General features: G+C 39.6%; 19 protein-coding genes. 4 read left to right on the top strand and 15 right to left on the bottom strand.

The window, feature by feature from the left end:
• Positions 1 to 7: 7 nt before the first annotated feature.
• Positions 8 to 1,288 (bottom strand): (Fe-S)-binding protein, encoded by a 1,281-nt coding sequence (locus BJK46_RS06405; protein WP_014612996.1) that lies wholly within the window; start codon positions 1,286 to 1,288, stop codon positions 8 to 10.
• Entirely contained in the window at positions 1,278 to 2,699 is a 1,422-nt protein-coding gene (locus tag BJK46_RS06400; RefSeq protein ID WP_015729622.1) for an FAD-binding oxidoreductase, read from the bottom strand. The genes BJK46_RS06405 and BJK46_RS06400 overlap by 11 nt, the downstream gene beginning before the upstream one ends.
• Before the next feature lie 220 nt (positions 2,700 to 2,919).
• On the opposite strand from BJK46_RS06400, the gene BJK46_RS06395 reads away from it, so the two are divergent.
• Entirely contained in the window at positions 2,920 to 3,348 is a 429-nt protein-coding gene (locus BJK46_RS06395; RefSeq protein WP_014612994.1) for a 6-pyruvoyl trahydropterin synthase family protein, read from the top strand.
• Positions 3,349 to 3,638: 290 nt separating this feature from the next.
• On the opposite strand, the gene BJK46_RS06390 is transcribed toward BJK46_RS06395, so the two are convergent.
• The 10 genes from BJK46_RS06390 to BJK46_RS06345 form a co-directional block, all read right to left on the bottom strand.
• Positions 3,639 to 4,367 (bottom strand): S1 family peptidase, encoded by a 729-nt coding sequence (locus BJK46_RS06390; protein WP_014612993.1) that lies wholly within the window; start codon positions 4,365 to 4,367, stop codon positions 3,639 to 3,641.
• A 457-nt stretch (positions 4,368 to 4,824) separates the two neighbouring features.
• Entirely contained in the window at positions 4,825 to 5,535 is a 711-nt protein-coding gene (locus BJK46_RS06385) for an HAD family hydrolase (RefSeq protein WP_014612992.1), read from the bottom strand.
• A gap of 119 nt (positions 5,536 to 5,654) precedes the next feature.
• Positions 5,655 to 6,404 carry a tryptophan synthase subunit alpha gene (trpA, locus tag BJK46_RS06380; protein WP_063279009.1) on the bottom strand — a complete coding sequence of 250 codons (750 nt, stop codon included), beginning with the start codon at positions 6,402 to 6,404 and terminating at the stop codon, positions 5,655 to 5,657.
• Positions 6,405 to 6,406: 2 nt separating this feature from the next.
• The gene (trpB, locus tag BJK46_RS06375; RefSeq protein WP_020219476.1) at positions 6,407 to 7,612 is read right to left on the bottom strand and encodes a tryptophan synthase subunit beta; all 1,206 of its coding nucleotides are present in this window, start codon (positions 7,610 to 7,612) and stop codon (positions 6,407 to 6,409) included.
• Between the two features lie 2 nt (positions 7,613 to 7,614).
• Entirely contained in the window at positions 7,615 to 8,238 is a 624-nt protein-coding gene (locus BJK46_RS06370) for a phosphoribosylanthranilate isomerase (RefSeq protein WP_015729626.1), read from the bottom strand.
• Position 8,239: 1 nt separating this feature from the next.
• Positions 8,240 to 9,019, bottom strand: a complete 780-nt coding sequence (trpC, locus tag BJK46_RS06365; RefSeq protein WP_101458199.1) for an indole-3-glycerol phosphate synthase TrpC — start codon at positions 9,017 to 9,019, stop codon at positions 8,240 to 8,242.
• Complete coding sequence (trpD, locus tag BJK46_RS06360; protein WP_020219474.1) at positions 9,016 to 10,020, bottom strand: anthranilate phosphoribosyltransferase; 1,005 nt, start codon at positions 10,018 to 10,020, stop codon at positions 9,016 to 9,018. The genes trpC and trpD overlap by 4 nt, the downstream gene beginning before the upstream one ends.
• On the bottom strand, positions 10,004 to 10,588 hold the full coding sequence (locus tag BJK46_RS06355; protein ID WP_020219473.1) for an anthranilate synthase component II: 585 nt from the start codon (positions 10,586 to 10,588) through the stop codon (positions 10,004 to 10,006). The genes trpD and BJK46_RS06355 overlap by 17 nt, the downstream gene beginning before the upstream one ends.
• Positions 10,585 to 11,988: an anthranilate synthase component I gene (locus tag BJK46_RS06350; protein ID WP_014612985.1), complete on the bottom strand. Its 1,404-nt coding sequence runs from the start codon at positions 11,986 to 11,988 to the stop codon at positions 10,585 to 10,587. Before BJK46_RS06350 ends, BJK46_RS06355 begins: the two co-directional genes overlap by 4 nt.
• A 1,090-nt stretch (positions 11,989 to 13,078) precedes the next feature.
• Positions 13,079 to 14,725, bottom strand: a complete 1,647-nt coding sequence (locus tag BJK46_RS06345) for an alpha-keto acid decarboxylase family protein (RefSeq protein WP_014612984.1) — start codon at positions 14,723 to 14,725, stop codon at positions 13,079 to 13,081.
• 233 nt (positions 14,726 to 14,958) lie between these two features.
• Between BJK46_RS06345 and BJK46_RS06340 the strand changes: the two genes are divergently transcribed.
• Positions 14,959 to 15,948, top strand: a complete 990-nt coding sequence (locus tag BJK46_RS06340) for a YeiH family protein (RefSeq protein WP_101458197.1) — start codon at positions 14,959 to 14,961, stop codon at positions 15,946 to 15,948.
• Positions 15,949 to 16,725: 777 nt separating this feature from the next.
• The gene (locus BJK46_RS06335) at positions 16,726 to 17,856 is read left to right on the top strand and encodes a sugar diacid recognition domain-containing protein (protein ID WP_014612982.1); all 1,131 of its coding nucleotides are present in this window, start codon (positions 16,726 to 16,728) and stop codon (positions 17,854 to 17,856) included.
• A gap of 756 nt (positions 17,857 to 18,612) precedes the next feature.
• Here BJK46_RS06335 and BJK46_RS06330 read toward each other — a convergent pair.
• The 3 genes from BJK46_RS06330 to BJK46_RS06320 all read right to left on the bottom strand — a co-directional run bounded on the left by BJK46_RS06330 (position 18,613) and on the right by BJK46_RS06320 (position 21,345).
• On the bottom strand, positions 18,613 to 19,005 hold the full coding sequence (locus BJK46_RS06330; RefSeq protein ID WP_103263641.1) for a hypothetical protein: 393 nt from the start codon (positions 19,003 to 19,005) through the stop codon (positions 18,613 to 18,615).
• A 71-nt stretch (positions 19,006 to 19,076) separates the two neighbouring features.
• Positions 19,077 to 20,234, bottom strand: a complete 1,158-nt coding sequence (locus BJK46_RS06325; protein WP_014612979.1) for an FAD/NAD(P)-binding protein — start codon at positions 20,232 to 20,234, stop codon at positions 19,077 to 19,079.
• Positions 20,235 to 20,460: 226 nt separating this feature from the next.
• Positions 20,461 to 21,345 carry an SDR family oxidoreductase gene (locus tag BJK46_RS06320; RefSeq protein WP_096533450.1) on the bottom strand — a complete coding sequence of 295 codons (885 nt, stop codon included), beginning with the start codon at positions 21,343 to 21,345 and terminating at the stop codon, positions 20,461 to 20,463.
• Between the two features lie 380 nt (positions 21,346 to 21,725).
• Here BJK46_RS06320 and BJK46_RS06315 point away from each other — a divergent pair, with 380 nt between their 5' ends.
• On the top strand, positions 21,726 to 23,285 hold the full coding sequence (locus BJK46_RS06315) for a M4 family metallopeptidase (protein WP_103263571.1): 1,560 nt from the start codon (positions 21,726 to 21,728) through the stop codon (positions 23,283 to 23,285).
• Positions 23,286 to 23,335: the final 50 nt, after the last annotated feature.

The following is a 23,335-nucleotide window of genomic DNA, read 5'->3' as shown; positions in this document are numbered from 1 at the left end:
TTTTTCGTTACGATGCACGTATGCCACATGCTTCTGCGACTACTTCAACGATATGTTTCACTGCAACGCGTTGGCCTAAACCTTCTCGTTCCACGCCTAACTTCATCTGTAAATGACAACCTGGATTAGACGTAATAATCAACTCTGGTCGTGCTAGTTTCACGTTGCTCATTTTGTGATCTAAAATTTGCATCGATGCATCATAATGCACAAGGTTATAAATCCCTGCTGAACCACAGCACATTTGTTGGGATGGCATCTCTACTAGCGTAAGCCCAGGTACACGTTTCAATACATTTTCAGGCGCTTCGAATACTTTTTGAACATTTTCTAGGTGGCATGACGGTTGATATACCGCACGATACGCCACTTCATGTGTCATTTCCAACTCAATTTGTGCCATTATTTCAGAAATATCGCGAACTTTTGCGACAAACTGTTCAGCACGCTGACGCCAAATTGTCCCTTTCTCAAACAACAAATGGTATTCTTTTAATGCTGCGCCACAACCCCCAATCGTATTCACAATATAATCAAAATCATACTGCTCATACGCAACAATATTCTCTTTTGCGAGTACAATTGTATGCGCCGTCTCCCCTGCATGATGTTGAAGCGCACCACAGCACGTTTGTTGCGGTACATTCGTCACATGGACATCGTGTTGGCGCATAATCTGCATCGCAAGTGTATTCACCTCACTGAAAAATGCATCCATCATACAGCCTTGAAAAAAGCCTACTTTCATTTGATGTGGACGTGCTTCATGACCGCTTTCCTCAATAGGATGACTTGGACGCACAGGTGGTAACATTTTTTGGAGTTGTGCATATTTCGGAAGTGGCTTCAAAATTTTTGTGGCTGTGACCGCTTTTTCGATACCTGTCTGTTGATAAAAATAGAGCCCTTTGTTCACTAGACGTAATGCTTTCTTACTTTTTAACACACCTTCAAACGCCACTGTTCGAATCACTTTCTCGACAGGTGATTGCGGGCGTTCTTCGCGGAGCACTTCAACAGCTGAACTTAAAATATCTCCGTAGCGCACATGTGTCGGACAAATCGTTTCGCACGCACGGCAACCTAAACATAAATCAATGCCAGATGCCATATCGGCCAATGTAATTTTATCTTCTGCTGCCATTTTCACCAAATTAATACGACCCCGTGGCGAATGTTTTTCACTCTTGAATGACACATACGTTGGGCAAACCGGCAAACAATACCCACATTGTACACAGTCAAATGTCGCTTCATAGTCTAAACGTTCCTTTAAGTTAGTCGTCATGGCTTAACACCAACCTTGTTTCACCTGTTGCCGGGAAAATCTTTCCAGGGTTTAGGCGATGATCTGGATCTAACGCATCTTTAATCGCTTTTTGAAATGCCAAACTTGCTGGGTCAAATTCACGCGTCATAAATGGCTTTTTCATCGTACCAATGCCATGCTCTCCCGAAAGCGTTCCTCCCAGTTCAATTGCATAATTAAAAATCTCCTCAACCGCACGTTCCACATTTTTTACCGCTTCAGGATCACGCATATTCGCACTAATCGTCGGATGCAAATTTCCATCTCCCGCATGGCCAAATACAACCAAATTCAAATCATACTTTTGTTTAATTTCATCAACTTTCTCAAACATGTGCGGAATTTTACTCAGTGGTACCGTCGCATCTTCCGAAATTTTCGTAAAACCACGTTCCACAACGGCTGGTGACACCGCTTTACGCACTTGCCATAACTCGGCTTCTTCTGCTTTGGACCCAGCAATTTTAACTTGCGTCACACCCATTTTAGCGAGTGCTGCTTTAATCGTTTCAAGTTCTTTCGGTAATATCGCTTCATCACCGTCTACTTCAACTAACAGTAATGCCGCAGCATCTCTAGGCAAATCAATGCCCGCATAGTCCACAACTTTGTTTATCGCATGGTGATCGAGTATTTCCATTTTTGACGGTCGTACCCCTGAAGTTAATATTTGTGAAATCGAACGTCCTGCTGAACCGAGATCTTCAAAAACAATCAATGCGGTTTGCGTGGCTGGCGGTTTCGGAATTAGACGTAACGTCGCTTCGGTAATAATACCCAGTGTGCCTTCCGCGCCGATGAGTAATTTTGTTAAGTCGTAACCTGTCACATTTTTAATCGTATTGCCGCCCGTCCGTATGATGTCCCCTTGTGCTGTCACGACCTCTAAACCAATCACATAATCTTTCGTAACGCCATATTTCACGCCATGCGGCCCACCGGCATTTTCGGCTAAATTGCCTCCAATCGTACATACAGAAGAAGAGGACGGATCAGGTGGATACATGAGCTGATGTTGTTCTGCTAGCGCATGTATATCCGCCGTTTTCACGCCTGGTCTCGTCTTAATGATTAAATCATCTGGGTAAATCGTCACCTCATCATTCCATTGTGAAAAATCAAGAACAATGCCCCCATTTACTGGCAACGAACCGCCCGACAAGTTCGTCCCAGCGCCCCTCGGATAAATCGGTAAATCATACACATTCGCAAGTTTTACAATTTGTTGCACTTCGCTCGTTGCTAACGGTTGCGTCACAAAATCAGGCAAATATTGACCAAATGAACCGTCATAACCGTAAGACACCCGCTGTGCAACATCGACAAACACACGCTCTCCCACAATGTCGCGCAATCGTCGTTCAATTTCAAGTTGACGTTGTTGTTGCATTGAAATCCCCCCTATTTCATTTGCTTGATGTCGGAATATTTTGATAAAGTTGTCATTTCTTATTCTATCACACTTCCAAAAATGTAACATGGGGATATATTTCTAAATAAAAATAAACAGTTTGATACAAAGTAGGGAGACAATCGCTTAAAAGCACATATGCGACATCACTAAAAACGTATGTTAAGCTAGTAAAAAAGGGCAGAAAAGAGGAGAATTCATGTCAAAGTTTGATCATGTGCAACCACCGAAACATTTTGCGCGCCACCATAAAACATTAATCGTCACGACGCGCTATCAATTTACGAGTGATAACCGTATTTACTTTTCAAATACTGAACATGTCGATTTAGAAAACCATACGTATACATTAGAGGTCGAGCTATGGTCTAAAACAGATGAACATGGCATGGCAGTCGACTTTAAAGATATTGATAAAGTGTACCGCGAACATTTGGAACCCTTATTAGATGGACAGTTGATTAATGATACATTGCCAGATATGAATACGACGGTCGAAAATATTGCACATTGGATATGGTTACGCTTTAATGAGTATTTGCCAGAAGGCGTGTCACTCAACACCATTTCGCTATATGAAACACCTGAGCAAGGCATTAAATTAACACGTAACATTATGGCGCAGTAAAGTGAGTGCCGGATTTGACACTTGTGTTAAACAAATCTAAGAAGATGGATAAGACTGGCATTGAGTTGGAATGGAAACTCAAATGTCAGTCTTATTGTTATTACATACGATGAATTTGGGATTAGCAAACGCTCATTGAACTTAAATGTAATTTGAACATTGCTTACTATAAGACAAAAGATGACTAAACTGAGGTAAAGCGTTTCAGTTCAAGTCACCTTTGCCTATGTGCTAAGAGAGATGTTTATAAAGCAGGAGGTCTTTCTCTTTTTTGAATTACTTTTATCTGTTTACTCTTTGTTATTATCAATCCATGTTTTTAATCTTTGATCGATAGGCTGTATTTTAGCGCTCTTATAGGTTGTTCTATTTTCATTGCCATATAGGATACCTAAAAACTGGCCATTTTCTAAAAACACACCCGACCCTGATTGACCAGGAGAGGATGGCATTGAAGTACTTAATTCCTTAGTGATTGGGTTAACATTAGTGATAATGCCTTCACTTCTATACTGCTTCGTCTCACCTTTATCACCAGGATATCCATAACTATATATTTTCTTTCCAATTAATTTCTTAAGTCCCTCTAAATCATAAGCAACAATACCTGTTTTAAAGCCTTTAATATAATACTTATAAGCACTACTTTTATCTGTTTCGGTCCCTTTTAAAATCGCAATATCAACACCCGGGTCTGGCTTATATAAACTTATATTCATCATTCCAAAAGGTGTAGACGCACCGGACTGACCTGGATACACTGCACCAATATAACCTGTTTTTTCTTGATTACCAGCGCAATGTTTTGCAGTTAACCACATGTTGGGTGTAATCAAAACAGCGGAACAATAAAGCGTATAACTCGGGTCGTATCTAGCGTTTAATTTACCATTAGGGTCTTTCTGCGTATCTACTATCGTTTGTGTTCCAGGGCTTGGCTGTTGAGCGTTCGCACTACTTAAGGTTAGTATAGGCAATAAAAAACATAAGCAGAGTATGATTGAAATTTTTCTTTTCATTTTTATTCCACCTTTACACTTTTAATATCTTGTATGCACTTTCAACATTATACCCAGCATGTCACTTATAATTACTTTATACTATAATTATATTAAAAAATATTAATTTTATTGTTACAGTGATGTTTCAGAACTATTAATTTTATGTATAATTTATTGATTTTCTTAATGTCATAAAAAAGATACCACCCCACTGAACCGCAGTAATATACTTTGTCATTTTATGCGTTTTATATATATTTTTTTCTAATTTCTTGTACTCTTTATCCTATTTCTAGATTCGTTCCATTTGCTTTCGTTCGTGTGCTTACAACTACTTTTACCTTGTTAGTACACCACACTTGGCAATGAATATTGACTCGCTAGATTTCATATTAGCCTACTTAAGATTGACTTATTAATTACAAATTTAAAAATGCATGTGAAAGAAACGTTAATCCTTCCACATGCTTTCATATTATGCACTTTCAATGATATTTTGAATCGCTTCAAACAATGCTTTTTCCGTCATCACTGTTTTTGTCGGCTGTTTAGTCATATCAGTTTGCGGGCGATTGCGGCGATTGTACCAGATAGCCTTCCAACCGACTTGCATTGCACCTAAAATGTCGTTGTCAAAATGATCACCGATAAAGTATGCGTCACTCGCACCGACATCCATCTGTTTGCCCACTGTTTCAAATATGGCTGGATCTGGTTTCGATAAGCCCAGTTCCGCTGAGACAAACATATTGGATTTTGGAATATATTGATCGAGTCCTAAAGCTTTTATTTTGGCACGCTGACGGTCTGACTCCCCATTTGTCAGTAAACCTAATTTGACGTTTTTTTGAACTAAATACTGTAACATTTCAACAATCGTAGTTGACAATTTGATATGTTGTTGCGCATATTCGTAATCACGTTGAAAGGCATGTGCTTTCTCTTCAGGCAACTCGATATCAAAGTCCGCCACTGCACGTGTGATGCGTACAACATGCATGTCCGGCACCGACAATGCGCCTGTTTGTGTCGCTTCGAATAATTCTTCACTATATAAACGAAAATGACGATAAAGCCTTTCTACACCGATATCCGTATCACCAAAATGACGGTAATAAGCATATTCAAAACCTGAAAGTTGATCATATAACGTATCGTCTAAATCAAAAATCATCACTTTATTCATTGTTCAGCACCTCTTTATTTTAAAACTTACCCCTACAAGTATCATTTTTATACTGACACTTATTATATAACGGGGGTGCCTGAATGAATAGCGTTTGAACTTCACACTGATATGACAAATTACTGTGCAGTTGAACGATGCTTACCAAGTGCTTCACGAACCCTCGCTAAATATTGTTTCGTTGCTTCAATGCCTTCTTCATTAAAACGGCGAACGATTTCACTTCCGATAATGACACCATCAGCCACTTCGATGATTTCTTGAACATGTTCAGGTGTACGAATACCAAATCCGGCCATCACCGGCACATCACTATGTTGTTTAATATCTAAAATATTTTGCTTCAATTCAGGGTGGAAATTGCCGTTTTGACCTGTAATTTGATTCATTGTGATCGTATAAATAAATCCTTCAGCGGATTGAGCGATGCGTTGACGTCGTTCAGGTGCAGCAGTCATCGCGATTAGTGAGATGAATTTCAACTGTCGCTCTGGATAACGGGCTTTCAATTGTTCGATATATTCAAACGGCATATCCGGAATGATGAGCCCTTCTACACCGGCCGCTTCTGCTTCAGCCATAAATGCCGCTTCTCCATAAGTTTCAATCGTATGATAATACGTCATCAGTAAATAACGTGTGTTGAGCTGACCGTTCACTGTTTTCAGCTGATCAAAAATTTTCTGGGCCGTCATCCCTGCTCGAATCGCCGCCTGTCCTGCTTCCATAATGATGGGACCATCCGCGACAGGATCAGAAAATGGGGTACCAATTTCAACATAATCCGCGCCAACTTCATCTAATGCTTTCAATTGTGCTATAAACTCTGGACCACCCATAATGTACGCTACAAATTGTTTCGCATGCATCGTTACGCCTCCTTTTCTTCCATATAATGTTTAATCGTTTCCATATCTTTATCACCACGACCTGACACTGTTACGACGAGAATGTCATCTTTATCCAATTGTGGTGCGAGCTTTTCAACATAACTTAAAGCATGAGCACTTTCAATTGCTGGAATAATCCCTTCTGCTTTTGTGAAACGTACGAGTGCTTCCATCGCTTCTTTATCGTCAGCAGTGACATAATCGACGCGCCCTATGTCATGGTAATAACTATGCTCAGGGCCCACACCCGGATAATCGAGGCCTGCTGAAATAGAATGTGCCAATTTAATTTGATGGTTGTCATCTTGAATTAAATACATTTTCGTTCCATGGAGTACACCTTTTTTTCCTTTATTAATTGCTAAAGCATGTCGTTCTGAATCGATACCTTCCCCTGCTGCTTCCACGCCATACAACTTCACTGATGCATCTTCAATAAATGGATAGAACGTACCGATTGCATTGGAACCACCACCGACACACGCGACGACGGCATTCGGTAAACGCCCTTCTTTTTCTTGAAGTTGTGCTTTGATTTCATCACCAATGACACGTTGAAAATCGCGCACCATCGTCGGAAATGGGTCCGGTCCGAGCGCTGAACCAAGTAAGTAATGTGTATCATCGACATGTGCGACCCAATATTGAAGTGCTTTATTCACCGCATCTGATAACGTCCCTTGTCCGTCAGTCACAGGTACGACTTCCGCCCCGAGTAACTCCATCCGAAAGACATTGAGTTGTTGACGACGGATATCTTCTTCCCCCATAAATACAACGAGTTCCATATCGAATAACGCTGCAATTGTTGCACTTGCGACACCATGTTGACCTGCGCCAGTTTCAGCGACAAGCTTCTTCTTACCCATGCGTTTCGCGAGTAAAGCTTGACCAATCGCGTTATTAATTTTATGTGCCCCCGTATGATTCAAATCTTCACGTTTCAAATAAATTTTCGCGCCACCTAATGCTTTCGTGTAAGAATCGGCATACGTAAGCGGCGTTTCGCGTCCAACGTAATGTTTTAAATAATGACGATAGTCACGTTGAAATTCAGGATCTTGTTTCGCCGCATCATAAGCCTTTTTCAATCCTTCGATAGCTGGCATGAGCGTTTCGGGTACGTATTTGCCCCCGTACTCTCCGAAAAATCCATGTTCATCTGCTTCTAATTGAATGTTTTTCATTGTCATTCTCCTTTCAAAACTTTTACAATATATGCCATTTTGTCATGATCTTTTTGGCCTTTTGCCTTTTCAATACCACTTGCAATGTCAATACCCGCAATATTCGGGTGACGTTGGATTAACTGCCGTACATTCTCACTGTTGACGCCACCTGCCACCAAACAATTCGACGTCGACAACGTATCCAACACACGCCAATCAAATACTTGTCCTGTGCCTCCAAAAGCGCTAGACGGTGTATCAATTAACAGTCGATCAACAACATTTCCATAACGTTCGATGTTGTCCGACAATTTTTCATCGGCAGGAATCGCTTTAAACAATTGTATGTCAGGATAGCGCGCCTTCACTGTAGCAATCATGTCTATTGATTCGGTACCATGAAACTGTATCGTATTAATAGCAGTTTGTTCGATGATGGCTTCTAGTTGTGCCATCGTTGTGTTCACAGTCACTGCCACGCGATCCATCGTTTTAGGAACGTGCGCAGTTAGTTTTTGCAGTTGCGCTAAATCAACGTAGCGTGCACTTTTGGGATACGTGATAAATCCGACTGCTTGTATATCGTGCTGGACTGCTTCTCGGATGTCTTCTTCTTGTGTAAATCCGCAAAATTTCAAATACATGTTACACCTCTTTACGCAATTTAAAGCTTTGGAGTTCTGCTTGTGGATCATTCGCTTTCATCAATGTTTCACCGATCAGTACGCCTGCAATCCTAGTTGGTACAAGCGTTTCGATATCCGACACCGTCTTAATGCCACTTTCTGAAATGTAATGTATACCCGGGTGTCGTGAAGTTAAAATTTGTCCGGTATGACTGACATCAGTCTTAAAACTTCTCAAATCACGGTTGTTTACACCAACAAATTGCGGTCGAATACGATGTGCTCGTGCCAGTTCTTGTCGGTCATGGACTTCCACAAGCACTTCTAATCCGAGAGCTGTCGCATAATCATGTAATCGCGCCAATGCTTCATCTGTTAAAATGTTGACGATGAGTAAAATCATAGACGCCCCTGCTTTTTTCGCCACATCGATTTGTCGTTCATCAATCATAAAGTCTTTACAGAGTACCGGCACATCAGTCTGTTTTGTCAAGGCTGCCATCCGTTCATAACTGCCCCCAAAATATTGTTCATCCGTTAAAATCGATATCGCTGATGCGCCTCCTGCTGTATACAATCGCAATTGTTCCTCTAAATTACGGTCCGGTATATCTAAAACGGTCGGGCTTTTTGACTTAATTTCCGCGATCACACCAATTGTACGGTCATTTTCAAATTGTTCCGCTACAGTCCGTTTGTGTGACACAGCTACTTCTTCTAAATTGTTCAATAACGTTTCATAGTAACCTTCAGCGAGTAACTGCTCTTTATATTCGACAATGTCATCTAAAATCGTCATACGACTACACCTCCTGCTTGTTCATATTGTTTGAATGCAGCGCCTGAATCAATACATGACGCTGCGTGGGCGATCCCTGCTTCAATCGTGTCGACAATTTCCGCTGTGTAAAACGCAAGTCCTGCATTAAGTAACACGACGTCTCTCCTTACAGATTGATCCGTTCCATTTAAAATGTTTAGTGTTATTTCCTTATTTTCTTCTGGCGTCCCACCTCGAAGCGCTTCATCTGGTGCATAACGCAATCCATAATCTGCCGCATTGACTGTATATTCACGAATCCCTATCGTTTGGTCCATTTCAACGATTTGATTGTCACCCGATAACGTCGCTTCATCCATGCCATTCGCCCCATGAATGACAATAGCTCTTTTACGGCCTAATCGCTGTAACACTTCAGCAATTTTTATCATTCTCGTCGGATCAAACACCCCCATCGACTGATAATCTAACGCAAACGGATTAATGATCGGGCCGACAAGGTTTAAAATTGTTGGACGTCCCACTTTCACACGGACCGGCTGCATATTTTTCATCACAGGGTAAGATTCTGTCGCACTAACAAAAGCCAAATGTGTATCTTTTAACTGTTGCACCACAGATTGTACAGGGGTCGTCGCTATGCCCATCGCTTGTAAAATATCCATGCCCCCTGACTGTGATGTGACGCTTTTATTACCATGTTTAACAACTTCAATACCACCACTTGCCGCCACAAATGATACGGTTGTGGAGATATTGAAACTATTCGAGCCATCGCCACCTGTCCCGCAGACACACATACTGCCTAGATATTGCGGTTGTTCAGGGTACATCGTATGAATCAAGCTTTCACATAACGCATACAATTCGTCTGATGTTTCACCTTTCATCGTATAAGCGACAAGTAATGCGACTTTATCTTCTAATGGCGTCGTTTCAGATAATAACGTCGCTATAAACGCGCCCATTTCTTCATGATTGAGTGCTTCAAAGTTCATCATTTTATTCAGTAACGTCATGTGGCAACACACCTTTCTTTACGATTGTTAAAAAGTTTTCTACAATGCCCGATACCGCGATACTTGCGAATGATTCCGGATGATATTGAATGCCATAATGCGGTCGGACTCGATGTTCAAACGATTGAATACTGTCACTTGTTCTACCGGTAATATGGATTCCTTTAGGTAACGACTGTTCTTCACAAATGAGCGAGTGATAGCGCATAATATCAGAATGTTCTGAAATCCCTTTATATAACAGTGTCGACTTTTCAAATTGTAACGTATCAATTTTGCCATGCATGACCTTCGACGCGACGACGACTCGGCCTCCATAATACCGATACAATGCTTGTGCACCGAGACAAATTCCTAAAATCGGTATACCTTTAAAATGCTCGATAATCTCATGGAGTCGCGTCGTATCATCGGGATGTCCTGGACCTGGCGAAATAACAAGTGCATCTGGTTGAAGGTCATACAATGTGTCGTCATCCGGATACTTCACCACAACGTCTTCCTTTAAGCGAAACATATCGACAAGGTTATACGTAAACGAATCATAATTATCAATGACTAAAATCATAGCGTGACCTCCAATAAACTTTTAGCTTTCAATTGTGTTTCTGCCAATTCTTTCTCTGGAATCGAATCATAGACAACACCACACCCTGCTTCAGCATGCACATAGGTCTCATCAATGACCATCGTACGAATCGCGAGTGCTAAATCTAACGTATGGTCGCAATTAATATAACCGACGCCACCACTATAAACACCACGTTTTAAAGGTTGCGTTTCATAAATACGTTGAATCGCACGTAATTTCGGCGCACCTGATACCGTTCCAGTCGGTAATAAACTCGCAATGACATCAATAGGAGAAAGTGTTGGGTCCACATCACCAATAACTTCACTGACAATATGCATAACATGTTCGTAACGTTCTATCGTCATCAATTTCGTCAATTCCAAACTTCCTGGTTGAGCAATACGTAAAATATCGTTACGTCCTAAGTCAACGAGCATCCGATGTTCACTCAACTCTTTTTCATCACTTAACAAGGTTTCTGCCAATTGTTGATCTTCCTCATCAGTGGTGCCGCGTTTAATGGTTCCTGCAATAGGATTCGTCATCACTTTGCCTGACTTGACTTTCACAAAACTTTCAGGAGAACTCCCCACTAAAATAGGACCACCCATATTAAAATAAAACATATAAGGGCTTGGATTGTTCCTTTTCAATTTTTGATATAACTGATACGTCAATGGATGCAATTGTTCACCAAAATGATGTGCATAACGATAAATGCGTGATGGGACGACTTGGAACATATCACCTTGTTGAATACGTCCTTTAAATTGCTGTACTTGTGCAATAAACGTTGCCTCATCAATATTCGGCTCAATCACTTTTTCAGGTAAATCAGGTACTTGCGTCGTTTCAAACAACTCAATTTGATTGAATTCCGCAATCATCTCATCTAGACGCTCATATAATTCATGTTCCGTCGCTTTAGAAAAGAGGTTTGTCGCAATCACGTAAATTTGTTCTTTATAATGGTCAAATACATATACCGATTCAATCATATAAAAATGAACATCATGCGTTGTACCTGCTGCCGGATATTGTTGTAGCACTGGAAACGCGTGTCGGACTAAATCAAAACTACAATAACCGACAAAGCCTGAAATGAAAGGTAATACCTCAAGCTCTGGTTCAGAAATCTGTGCGTGATATTGCCCTACAAAAGCTTTCAATTGTTCAAACGGTGCAGTCGTTTCTTGAATCGTTTGATGCGGGGCCAAAATATTTAATTGTGATTCTGTTAAAATGACTTCCCCATAAGCATCAAAAGCGACAACAGAATATCGCCCCTTTGTTTGCGATGTTGTGGCACTTTCTAATACAATTTTATGTTGACGATGTCGTGCTAATGTTTCTGGATTGATCGGTGCATCTAAAACGCGATAGGCAATGTTCATAGGGCTCCTCCTTCAATTTTCGGCACTAAAAAAAGCGCATGATTGTCCTCCGAAAGGACGCTCACGCGCGGTACCACCTTTGTTAACAGTATTGTCACTGTTCGCTTTAAGTTATGATTCAGTTGGTTGCTTCAAGTAAGAACCAATTCACTTGAGGTCGGTATAGACTCGCATCAGCCGTCTATTTTCTGGAACTACCGATTGTTCAAACTACTTTTTCTTACCTCACAATTGTTTGTTTCGGTTGAAAGGAACACGACTCACTTTGTTCCGTTTATAAGGCATTTCTTTAATTTTTGGAGATGGGACATTAAAATTTTTCATGCTATTGATGAAGTATTTTTGTTGAACTTGCCCTCTCCCTACGAATTTTGCTTTTGATTGCCATAGTGGCTTCGCTTTCCTAGGGGCTGGCCCTTCAACTAAATTCGGCTTGATTGAAGTGTACACTAGATGGATGCCGAATTGGATTTTCCGGACCAGCTGATCCCTCAGGAGTCTCAGCCCTCTGGACAATCTTATATGAAATACAGCGAAACTGAGGGCAAGTTTATGAAATCAAGAAAGCCAATAGCATCAATTTTTTCTATCCCATTCTCCATCACTTTCCGACTGTTCTAAAGTCATTAATGAACCATCAACCTATGAATGGATTGAGGCTTGAAATTTTCTATGTCCCAAACCCACCTCCACACAATCTAAGTTATTGCTTCACTTTGACTCACTTTACGAGGCGCCTCACCTCAACGAAACGGACGTCATTAATGGCTTTGAGATACTTTTAGATAGCCGACAAAAACTAAAAAACACCACAGTAGACGTCTCTTCTGTAAGGACGCGTTACCGTGGTGCCACCTTAGTTAACATGAATTTCTATACCATGTTCGCTCTTTTGATTACAATTCAATTGGTCGTATATTGCGATTGCCCAATTCATCTCTACGTTTGTGCTAACTTGCATCAACCGTTAGCTTTCTGCGTGCTACATTCGTAAAAACTACTTATCAACCATACGTTTTATGAAGTTATCCAACACTATACATGCATTTCAATTTCATGTCAACCATAAAATTTTGCCCTCTACAACAGATTATTTGTTTTGTGCAGCGAAGGCTTTAGAAATTTCGTTTAGGTTCGCTGGTGCATCTAATACATCCATGTGAACTTCAACAACATGCATCGTATCAGGGTTTTGATCGATTTGATCCATTGCTACTTTTAAGTCATTGGATGTTTTGACGTCATATGTTGGGATGTCTTTGTTGCCAAATAATGCTGGTAATAATTTATAGTCCCACATTTGAATGTCATTGTATTTGGCATTTTCACCATGAATCTTTTTCTCAACTGTATAACCGTCATTGTTAATAATAAAGATGACTGGATTTAAGTTTTGACGTACCATTGTAGACATTTCTTGTGCCGTTAATTGTAATGAGCCGTCACCAATGAGTAATACATGACGACGTTCTGGTGCTGCAAGTAATGTACCTAATGTTGATGGGAGCGTATAACCAATTGAGCCCCATAAAGGTTGGCCGATAAATGTCGTGCCTTCTTGAAGTGCTAAGCGGTATGCACCAAAGAATGATGTTCCTTGCTCGCCTAATATAACGTCACCTTTACGTAAAAAGTTTTGCATTAAGTTGAAATAGTTTTCTTGTGTTAATGGTTCATCGTTATATACTGCTGCGGATACATCTGGCCATTGATATTGTGGAAAGTCGCCTCCATATTTGAAATCAATATTTTTGAACGCTTCTACAATTTCAGGTAATGACGGTTCAGTTGTTGTATAGTCGCCTACTTTAACGTCGCGATGATTCAAAGTTACAATCGTATCATTTGAGAATTTTTGTGAGAATCCTGCTGTTGCTGAGTCTGTCAATTTAGCGCCTAAAGTAATGACCAAATCGCTACCATCGACATAATCACGGATATTGTCTTCTGCGATATAACCGTCGTATACCCCCATATATTGCGCACTTTCTTCATTAAATGAGCCTTTACCGAGTGACAATTGTGCTACAGGTAAGTTTAATTTTTCTGCAATTGCTTGAACATCTTTTTGCAAACCGTAACTATTGATTTGATGTCCGACAATTAACGTCACTTGTTGTGCGGCTTTTAATCGTTCTGTTAATTTTTCTACTACAGTTGAAACGTTTTCTGCTTTTTGAGTTGCAGGATATGCGACGTCATCTGGTACTTCGATTTCTTTTGCTGCGATGTCAATTGGTAAGTGGACATGTACCGGACGTTTTTCTTCTGTTGCTACTTTAATGATACGCGGGATTTCTGTTAATGCATTGTCTACAGTTAATACTGTTTGTGTTTCAGTAATTTGTGCATACATTTTTTGATAGTCATCAAATTTGCCGTTACCTAAAGAATGGTGCACATATTTGCCGGCTTGTTCAACTACTGTCGTCGGTGCGCCTGTAATTTGTATCACGGGTACATTTTCTGCGTATGAACCCGCAATGCCGTTGACTGCACTTAATTCACCGACACCAAAAGTTGTTACCATAGCTGCAAGTCCGTTCAAACGTGCATAACCGTCTGCAGCATAACTTGCATTCAATTCATTCGTATTACCAACCCATTCTAATGTCTCATGTGCTTCAATATCATCTAAAAAAGTTAAATTGAAATCACCAGGAACACCAAAAATTTTATCAACGCCTTGTTTTGCGATTTCATCTATCAAAAATTGTCCAATACGTTTTTTCATCATCATCCCGTCCTTTTTCTCTTTATTGATTACAATTTACATTTTATACGCCCGCGATAATAAAGTCAACATTATTGACCTATAACTGTCAATGACTATTGAAAAACGATTCTGATACGCCTATACTTGAGAACAAACGAGGATGGCTTGTACGATTGCCACTTTGTTAAACTTAGCGCAAAAATATACGTCATGTTCACATGTTGCGATGTCATTTCACGAAAGGATCGATGACTATGTCAAAAGTAAAAGGATTATGCCTAACGCTCACTATTGCAATTATCGCTACCCTCTTTGGTCACTTTTTTCCAATTGTAGGTAGTGCGATTTTTGCAATGGTCATCGGTATGGTTTTGAATAATACGTTAAAACTACCTGAATCATTCAAACCCGGTATTCAATATAGCAGTAAAAAAGTATTGCATTACAGCATCATTTTGCTCGGTTTTACATTGAGTTTTCAATCAATCGGAACAGTAGGCCTCAAGTCATTACCGATACTCATTGTGACGCTACTCGTTGCCTTTGTTGTGGTCACATTGTTAGTCAAGTTATTTCATATTGATTTAGATACAGGAATTTTAATCGGCGTCGGTACCTCTATTTGTGGGGGCTCTGCTATTGCCGCAACAAGCCCAGTCATTAAAGCTAAAGACAATATTATCGCTTTTAGCCTTTCTACAGTGTTTTTATTTAACTTAATTGCGGTCATTATTTTCCCTCCGATAGGCCACTTTTTTCATATGAGTCAAGAAGCATTTGGTTTTTTCAGTGGGACAGCAATTAACGATACATCTAGTGTCGTAGCAGCAAGTGCGTTATATGGTTCAAAGGCACTTGAAGTCGCGACCATTGTTAAATTAACACGTACACTTTTTATTATTCCTATCACGATTGGTCTGGCGTTTTGGGTGGCTAAACGTCAACAAACAACAAATGACAGTGGCCAACGTCAAAATATATGGGCGATGATTCCGAACTTTATTATTTGGTTTATTGTTGCATCACTGGTTAGTACCATTTTTAATTTTTCTGATGGTATCATTGCGATTTTCAAACAAGCGGCACTGTTTTTCATTACAATTGCACTTGCGGGGGTTGGGTTATCAGTCAAATTTAGCCAATTTAAGCAAGCAGGTATTCGCCCTATCTTGTTAGGAATGATGACTTGGGCTGCTTTAATTGTGACAAGTTTGATCATTTTAGCAATGATCGGCATGTTATAAAATTACTCTATAGGGAGACATACTGTGCATTCGCACGACGGGCCTCCCTTCTTTTTCATTTTCTCCATCAAACAACAAACGTTGATTTCACGCCATTCTTAAACATATGCATCTTTTTTTAACACTAAAAATCACACACTTTTTAACAAATCAGTTTAAAGAAGAAAAATTTTCTTATCCTACTTTAAAATTTAATTGTTATTGTTATAATATAAAATATCACAACTTTTTACTAGCCATCATAACTATATTGTTAAATTAATAATATATAACTTCTAAGGTAATTAGATATAAATTTGCATAAAAAGTAAAAAGTGTTTTATTATAAAAGTACAGTTAACACTTAAACAAGAGTGATTGAATTGCACCTTTACATTGTAAATCAAAGTTAACAAAGTTCAAAAAAACTTAAAGAAAAGGTTTCGGTAAACCTATTACAATCCATTCATTCTATGATATGATATACACATTTAATATCATTCAGTGAAAAATCAAGCGTAACAGAACAAAAAAATTATATTCTATTTTTTCTGTTGTTCGTTTTGGAAACACGCTATGATATGAAGATTGCCCTTTCTCAACATGTATGACAACAGCCCTTTCACTACAATCTAGGAAGTGTTGGTATTTTGCCAGTCATGAGACGATGCAATCAAAAGGGTTCGTGTGACAAATCCAACAGGCCGACTCAACTTCTGATGTCCATTCTACTATTCAACAAAAGGGAACTGCTTTACCTTTATTTAGAATACATATAAAAAATAGGAGCTGGAGTAAATGATAAAACAACATTGGGCTCAAAAAGTCGTAAAAAAAGCGTCATCTATCATTAAAGCTGAAGTACTGATTACGAATCGGGGTGGTCAAATTATCGCAACATCTAACCCTGATCGTGTAGGTGAAGTACATCAAGCTGCGCGCCACTCGATTGAACGTAACCTGCCCATCGATATTGAATTAGAAGATATGTCTTTTTGGAACGCGCAACATCCTGGTGTTATTCTTCCTATCGAACTACACGGAAGAGTTTACGGTGCCCTACTTGTCAGTGGCAATCCTGATGAAATACGTGCTTATTCACATTTATTAAAACTTCATGCCGAATTTATCGTTGAAGAAGAGTTAGAACACTACTCTCGTTTTCAAGAAACATTGTCACGCACGCAAATGTTAGCACATATTTTATTCAATCCTGACGTTTACTTTCAAAATTACCAACGCAAAAGTTTGATCGATCGCTTAGGTTTAAATGATGAATTTGCCGTTGCGCTTATTTCTATGCAAAGTTCGAGTAAATCCAAAACGTCAGCTTTACGTGATGCATTAGAATCATTGAGATTACCAGGGGATGAGATTGTCGAAATTTCGCCACAAGAATACGTTTATATCGTCAAATCTAACCCTAATCGCGGTAAATCTCATGAAGAATTAATTGATGGTTTCGATAAAAATGTACAAAATGAAGTATTTGACCGTACATTAATTACACTGGGTTCATTTACAACGGGTATCAAAGGTTTAGTTCAGTCCTATCATGAAGCGCGTTCGTTGCAGTCCCTATTGCACGATTTAAAAATTCAAGAAGGGCTTCATACTTATAAATCACATGAACTTGCAACGATTTGTAATAATATTAAAAAATTCACACCAGAAAATGAAACGACATTGGTCGCAAATTATAAGAGACTACTGCATTTAGGGGAAGATAAGTACTTAGGAGAAACGATTGAAGCCTATTTTAGAAACCACGGGAAGTTAGTCAAAACTGCGAATGATTTGTTTATTCATCGGAATACATTGAATTATCGTATTAAAAAAATCCATGAAATTACAGGTTGGGATCCGAATACAATTGATGGGATTGTGTTATTAAGAATTGCACAGTTGCTTTATGAAGGTTCAGAATAAATTTAAAAACATGAGGTTAAGACACAAAATTTTTATCCCATCCCCCCTCATTTTTCGCCGATGTTATCATCATAATGAATAAAAGTCCATAAAAAGGTAGGGGGCGGGACATAAAAACTTTTGATGCGATTGATGCAATATTTTGTTAAACTTGCCCTCCCTACGATTTTCGGTTTTTGATTGCCATCAAGCCTTCCCTTTCCTAGGGGATGAAGGGAGGTTGTGACAAAAGCGCTTAGAATTTGAGCAGAACCGAGCGATGAGCAAAATCGCTTTCCAAATTTTGCCGAAATGGCAGGGGTTCTGTCGAAAATCCTGCTTTTGGAACACCGTTTATTGATTCCCAGCGCACCCATTCATTGCGGATTTTGGGAGCAGTACAGAAATCTCATGTGTAACAAAGCTTTCGTCGTACTACCCCCGCAAGGCTGACTCGACTTCTCAAAATCATGCGCATTGAGAAGTCAGACAGCCACTACGTTAAACGGTAGCCACTTTTAAAGTTAAATGACGTTGTTTAGCCTTTAACTTATCCCTCAGGCGTCTCAGCCTTCTGGGCAATCATATTTCAAATACTGCACAACTGCTTGCAAGTTGATGAAATCAAGAAAACGATCGCATCGTTTTTTACATACACCCTTATTTTTCAACGGTTTAATCACCATTAATGGATATCAATCCATAAATAGAAGCAGAGACTGGGAAAACATCATGTCCTAGTCTCTACTTTTTTGTGTCTCATTTAAAAAATGGTTATTACTCAATTTGATACAAGTTCGGATAGATGCGAAGACTGGGTACGTCAAATCCAATCGTATGCACGGTCGCCTTCTCACCTTCACGAATGTCTTTTTGTACCGCCAGACTATCCCATTTGCCATGTAATAAAATATCACTGTTCTCAATCTTAATCGTACGATCGCCTTGTCTCAGTTCAATAAACTGTGTTGTGCCTGTCGTCATTCCATGATCTTCTCTATATTTTTCTACGATGATACCTTCATACGTGTGACGGTTAAGTTCTGGAATCACAGTGCCCATACCAATAAATAAAATGAGTAAGATCATACCAAATGCAAAGATAACCTGCATCACACGATGATTGATTTTTCGATATTTTGGAGGTTTTTCGCCTTTAGTTTTTTTCATAGTTATCGCTCCTATCACTCGCATTATATCGGATATGCGAATCATTTCATAGTGCGATTACAAAATCATGATTAGACTGCGTTCTGATAAGCTGTTGTACTTTCGGTATACGCTTGACCGATACGTAACGCCGCTTGCCGACCACCCATAATATTACGGGCAAAAGGACCTAGTGCCAAGTCAGCTAACATGCCTGAAACGTATAAACGAGGCACCCACTCCAGCTGTGTTGTAGTTTTCGGATAACCTGCGACGAGTTGTGCTTCAGGTAGTCGTAAAATATCTTGAATGAGTGGCTGTGTCATCACATCAAGAACAAAGCCCGTCGCTAAATAAATGCCATCGTATGCCACGCGCGTCTCTCCGGAAACGATACAATGGTCTTCTAGTCGTTCGATAGGCGTATGATGCACGATCAAACGACCCGCTTTTTCATAATTTTTCAATGTCATATACATATCTCTCGGCATAGACCCTTTATGACGTTCTTTTTTGTTAACGTGTATTCTTTCGGCTAACGGCATCGCTTCAAAAGGCTTCATATTTTTCGGACCTAACCACGCTGGATCCGCATCGAAGTGATGGACATCAAAAGGCTTCTTCATCCATAAATGAACAGTTTTATCTGGACTTTCTGTGAGCAATTTAATAACGAGATGCCCTGCCGAAATCCCACTTCCGACTACATGAGAACCTTGCATTGAGGTATCGAGGTCAAGACTATGAATATGTTGCACGTGCGGTTGATCTTGAAATGCAGGTGGAATAAACGGCGTATGGTGTGTACCCATAGCTAAAACGACGTGTTGTGTTCGAATTTGTTGCTGATTGTCTAACGTAATTTCCCAATCTTCACAGCAACGGCATAGGTGTACTGCCTTTTGACAAATATGACATGTCTCTAAACCGTAATGACGTATCCAATGACGTGTATGGTCGAAAAACATATCTAATCTTGGGCGTTGATACGGACCAATCATCGGTTGCGTATAGCCTTGTTGTTTCGCGAATTTTTTCAAATTAAAAGGTTCAGGATGACAATGATGCACTAATGGCGAACGTAAATAAGGCATCCCGATACGCGCTGTTTGTCTATCAAATTGATCTAATAAATGAGGATGTGGATCAATCATTCTCAGTTGTTCCACGGGTAATCCAAGTTGTCGGAGTTGTAATGCGATCGTTGTCGCATGCACACCCCCACCGATAATAACCCATTCGTATGTCATAGGATTCACTCTTTCTATATAGGAATGATTACGATTTATAATAAAGGACTTTGACGTATGAATCAACTATTTTCGTAAAAAGACATGTCGGATTTCCTCCTTATAAAAAGGAAGGCATTACATTTAATATGTCTTCTTTAAAAATCGCGATACTCATCAACCTAAAAAAGAGCTAAGACGTCATTTACTCAACGTCCTAACTCTTTTAATACTCACTCTCATTCTATTAATTAATCGGTGCACCACCAGTGATACCATAAACTTGCCCTGTAATATAGCTTGCGTTATCAGAAGCAAGCAGGACATAAACATCCGCGAGTTCAACTGGCTGACCTGCACGCTGTAACGGTTGATTTTGACCAAATTCAGGGATACTTTCTTGCGGTTGACCTCCTGAAATTTGCAACGCCGTCCAAATTGGGCCAGGCGCCACAGCATTGACACGAATGCCTTTAGGCCCTAGTTGCGCTGCGAGACTTTTAGTTAATGAAATGTTACATGATTTGGTCATCGCATAATCCACTAAATGTGCGCTTGGTTTCACACCTTGAATCGATGACGTTAAAATAATACTCGCACCTGTTTCGAAGTATTCTAACGCTTGTTGAATTGAATAAACTGTTGAGAACACATTCACTTCAAACGTATCCGTCAATTGTTCAGCAGATAAGTTTTCAATTTCATGTTCGAATTGTTGCATACCTGCATTTAATACGAGAATATCTAAACCATTGAGTTGTTCATGTGCATCTTTAACCATTTGTTTCGCATATGTTGCATCTCGTAAGTCACCTGGTAACAAGACAGCTTTTTGACCTGCTTTCTCAATGACGGCTTTCACTTCATCCGCATCGGCTTGTTCGTCAGGGTGATAAGCAATAGCAACATCCGCGCCTTCTTTCGCATAAGCAATCGCCGCTGCTCTACCAATACCTGAGTCGCCACCTGTCACTAATGCTTTTTTGCCCACTAATTTGTTCGAACCTTCATATGTTTCTTCACCACAATCAGGTACCGGTGTCATTTGATTTTGTATGCCTGGATAAGGTTGATATTGTTTCGGAAAGTCTTCATTGTAAAAGCGGTTTGTTGGATTATTTTGAGTCATTATAAAACTCCTTTTCAATAGTTTACTTCTAAAATTCCCGATATCCCCTTGAAAGAAACATTCATTTTGAACACGCTATATAAAAATCTGGGCATTTTCTTTTAATTCTCCTGTTATATTCAACGTCTCAACCTGAATTTAAATTTACTCTTTTTAACATCTTTTACATACGAAAATTTTTTTATTTATAGTATCATTTTTAAATGAGACTCTTTTTAATTGAAAATTCTAACGAAACGGCATACCCTAGCTGTCGAAAATCGCAGCCCAAAAGAAGTTATTTTACACTTAGGCATAAAAATATAACACTTAGGCAAAAATATACTTTGCAATTTATAAATTTATTAAAATTTAAACATACCAAAAGTTAAGGAGTTGTTTAAATGTTTAAATTGTCAAAAAAGGTTTTATTTGGTACTTTATGTTTATCAGTATTATCTTTATCTCCAAATGTATATGCTGAATCGTCGTCGGAAAAGCCACTAGAGAAAAACTTTAAAACCACCGTTAAATCGAAAGCAGATGCAAACAAAGCCTTAAAAGAATTGCCAAGTGATGTGAAAGACAATTATAAGGATTACGATGTAGTCGACGCACTCACTGACGACCTTGGTTATACACACTACACACTTCAACCTGTTGTCGATGGTGTTCATGCGAAAGATCAAGAGGTAAAAGTCCACGTTGACAAAAAAGGACAAGTGGTACTCATTAACGGGGAAGTAAACGCAGAAAAAGTCGATCCAACAAACAGCGTAAGTATTTCTAAAGATGCTGCCCTTTCAACTGCCTTTAAAGCTGTAGATATGAAACAATCTGAAGCATCCAACTTAGATGAAGATGTCGTTAAAGTCAATGATGTCGAAATTGATGGTGAAGACAACAAATACGTTTATCATGTAGAATTAGTAACAATGGAACCCGATGTGTCACACTGGGATCTTAAAGTTGATGCCGAAACAGGAGAAGTTGTAGAAAAAACAGACTTAGTTGCCCATGCAGCTGCAACAGGTACTGGTCGAGGTGTTCTTGGTGACACTAAACGTATTAACATCAACTCTATTGATGGTGGTTATTCATTAGAAGATGTGACAGGTTCTGCAGTAATGGCTACGTATGCTTTTAACCCTGCGTCAGGTTCTGCAGTAATGGCTACGTATGCTTTTAACCCTGCGTCAGGTTCTGCAGACTTAATTACAGACCCAGACACAAACTTTACAGATGACTACCAACGCGCAGGTGTTGATGCGAACTATTACGCGAAAAAAGTATATGACTACTACGCATCAAAATTTGATCGTCGTTCTTATGACAACAGAGACAGTGATATTATGTCAATTGTGCATGTCAATAACTTCCAAGGTCAAGACAACCGTAACAATGCTGCTTGGATTGGTGACAAAATGATTTACGGTGACGGCGATGGCACTACATTTACAGCTTTATCTGGTGCAGATGACGTCGTTGCTCACGAAATTACACACGGTGTAACACAAGAGACAGCTGGACTAATTTACCGTGGCCAACCAGGTGCTTTGAACGAAAGTATGTCTGACACATTTGCTTACTTTATGGATCCGGGCGATACTTTAATCGGTGAAGATGTGTATACACCAAGACGCCCAGGTGATGCATTACGCAGCATGTCAAATCCAGAACAATTTAACCAACCGGGCCATATGAGAGACTATGTCAACACGTCAAGTGACCATGGTGGCGTACATACGAACTCAGGCATTCCAAATAAAGCTGCTTACCTTACTGTTAATAAAATCGGTCAAGAACAAGCTGAACAAATTTATTACAGAGCATTAACATCTTACTTAACTTCTACTTCAAATTTTGCAGATGCCAAAGCGTCATTAGTTCGTGCTGCATTAGATTTATATGGTGAAGATGTAGCGAGGCAAGTCGAAGCTGCATGGGAAGAAGTAGGCGTATAATTGCTTGCCTTAATCATGACAACTGAGTTACAACACAAATTATCCGATGA

The organism is Staphylococcus pseudintermedius, from assembly GCF_001792775.2.
Classification (GTDB): Bacteria; Bacillota; Bacilli; order Staphylococcales; family Staphylococcaceae; genus Staphylococcus; species Staphylococcus pseudintermedius.
Note: the sequence above shows the minus strand (reverse complement) of the source record. Positions and strands in the feature narration are given on the sequence as shown.

Bases quoted from the DNA above. Each gene is read 5' to 3' on its own strand.
- BJK46_RS06405 (WP_014612996.1), bottom strand. From the start codon at position 1,288: ATGACGACTAACTTAAAGGAACGTTTAGACTATGAAGCGACATTTGAC.
- BJK46_RS06400 (WP_015729622.1), bottom strand. From the start codon at position 2,699: ATGCAACAACAACGTCAACTTGAAATTGAACGACGATTGCGCGACATT.
- BJK46_RS06395 (WP_014612994.1), top strand. From the start codon at position 2,920: ATGTCAAAGTTTGATCATGTGCAACCACCGAAACATTTTGCGCGCCAC.
- BJK46_RS06390 (WP_014612993.1), bottom strand. From the start codon at position 4,367: ATGAAAAGAAAAATTTCAATCATACTCTGCTTATGTTTTTTATTGCCT.
- BJK46_RS06385 (WP_014612992.1), bottom strand. From the start codon at position 5,535: ATGAATAAAGTGATGATTTTTGATTTAGACGATACGTTATATGATCAA.
- trpA (WP_063279009.1), bottom strand. From the start codon at position 6,404: ATGCATGCGAAACAATTTGTAGCGTACATTATGGGTGGTCCAGAGTTT.
- trpB (WP_020219476.1), bottom strand. From the start codon at position 7,612: ATGAAAAACATTCAATTAGAAGCAGATGAACATGGATTTTTCGGAGAG.
- BJK46_RS06370 (WP_015729626.1), bottom strand. From the start codon at position 8,238: ATGTATTTGAAATTTTGCGGATTTACACAAGAAGAAGACATCCGAGAA.
- trpC (WP_101458199.1), bottom strand. From the start codon at position 9,019: ATGACGATTTTAGATGACATTGTCGAATATAAAGAGCAGTTACTCGCT.
- trpD (WP_020219474.1), bottom strand. From the start codon at position 10,020: ATGACGTTACTGAATAAAATGATGAACTTTGAAGCACTCAATCATGAA.
- BJK46_RS06355 (WP_020219473.1), bottom strand. From the start codon at position 10,588: ATGATTTTAGTCATTGATAATTATGATTCGTTTACGTATAACCTTGTC.
- BJK46_RS06350 (WP_014612985.1), bottom strand. From the start codon at position 11,988: ATGAACATTGCCTATCGCGTTTTAGATGCACCGATCAATCCAGAAACA.
- BJK46_RS06345 (WP_014612984.1), bottom strand. From the start codon at position 14,725: ATGATGAAAAAACGTATTGGACAATTTTTGATAGATGAAATCGCAAAA.
- BJK46_RS06340 (WP_101458197.1), top strand. From the start codon at position 14,959: ATGTCAAAAGTAAAAGGATTATGCCTAACGCTCACTATTGCAATTATC.
- BJK46_RS06335 (WP_014612982.1), top strand. From the start codon at position 16,726: ATGATAAAACAACATTGGGCTCAAAAAGTCGTAAAAAAAGCGTCATCT.
- BJK46_RS06330 (WP_103263641.1), bottom strand. From the start codon at position 19,005: ATGAAAAAAACTAAAGGCGAAAAACCTCCAAAATATCGAAAAATCAAT.
- BJK46_RS06325 (WP_014612979.1), bottom strand. From the start codon at position 20,234: ATGACATACGAATGGGTTATTATCGGTGGGGGTGTGCATGCGACAACG.
- BJK46_RS06315 (WP_103263571.1), top strand. From the start codon at position 21,726: ATGTTTAAATTGTCAAAAAAGGTTTTATTTGGTACTTTATGTTTATCA.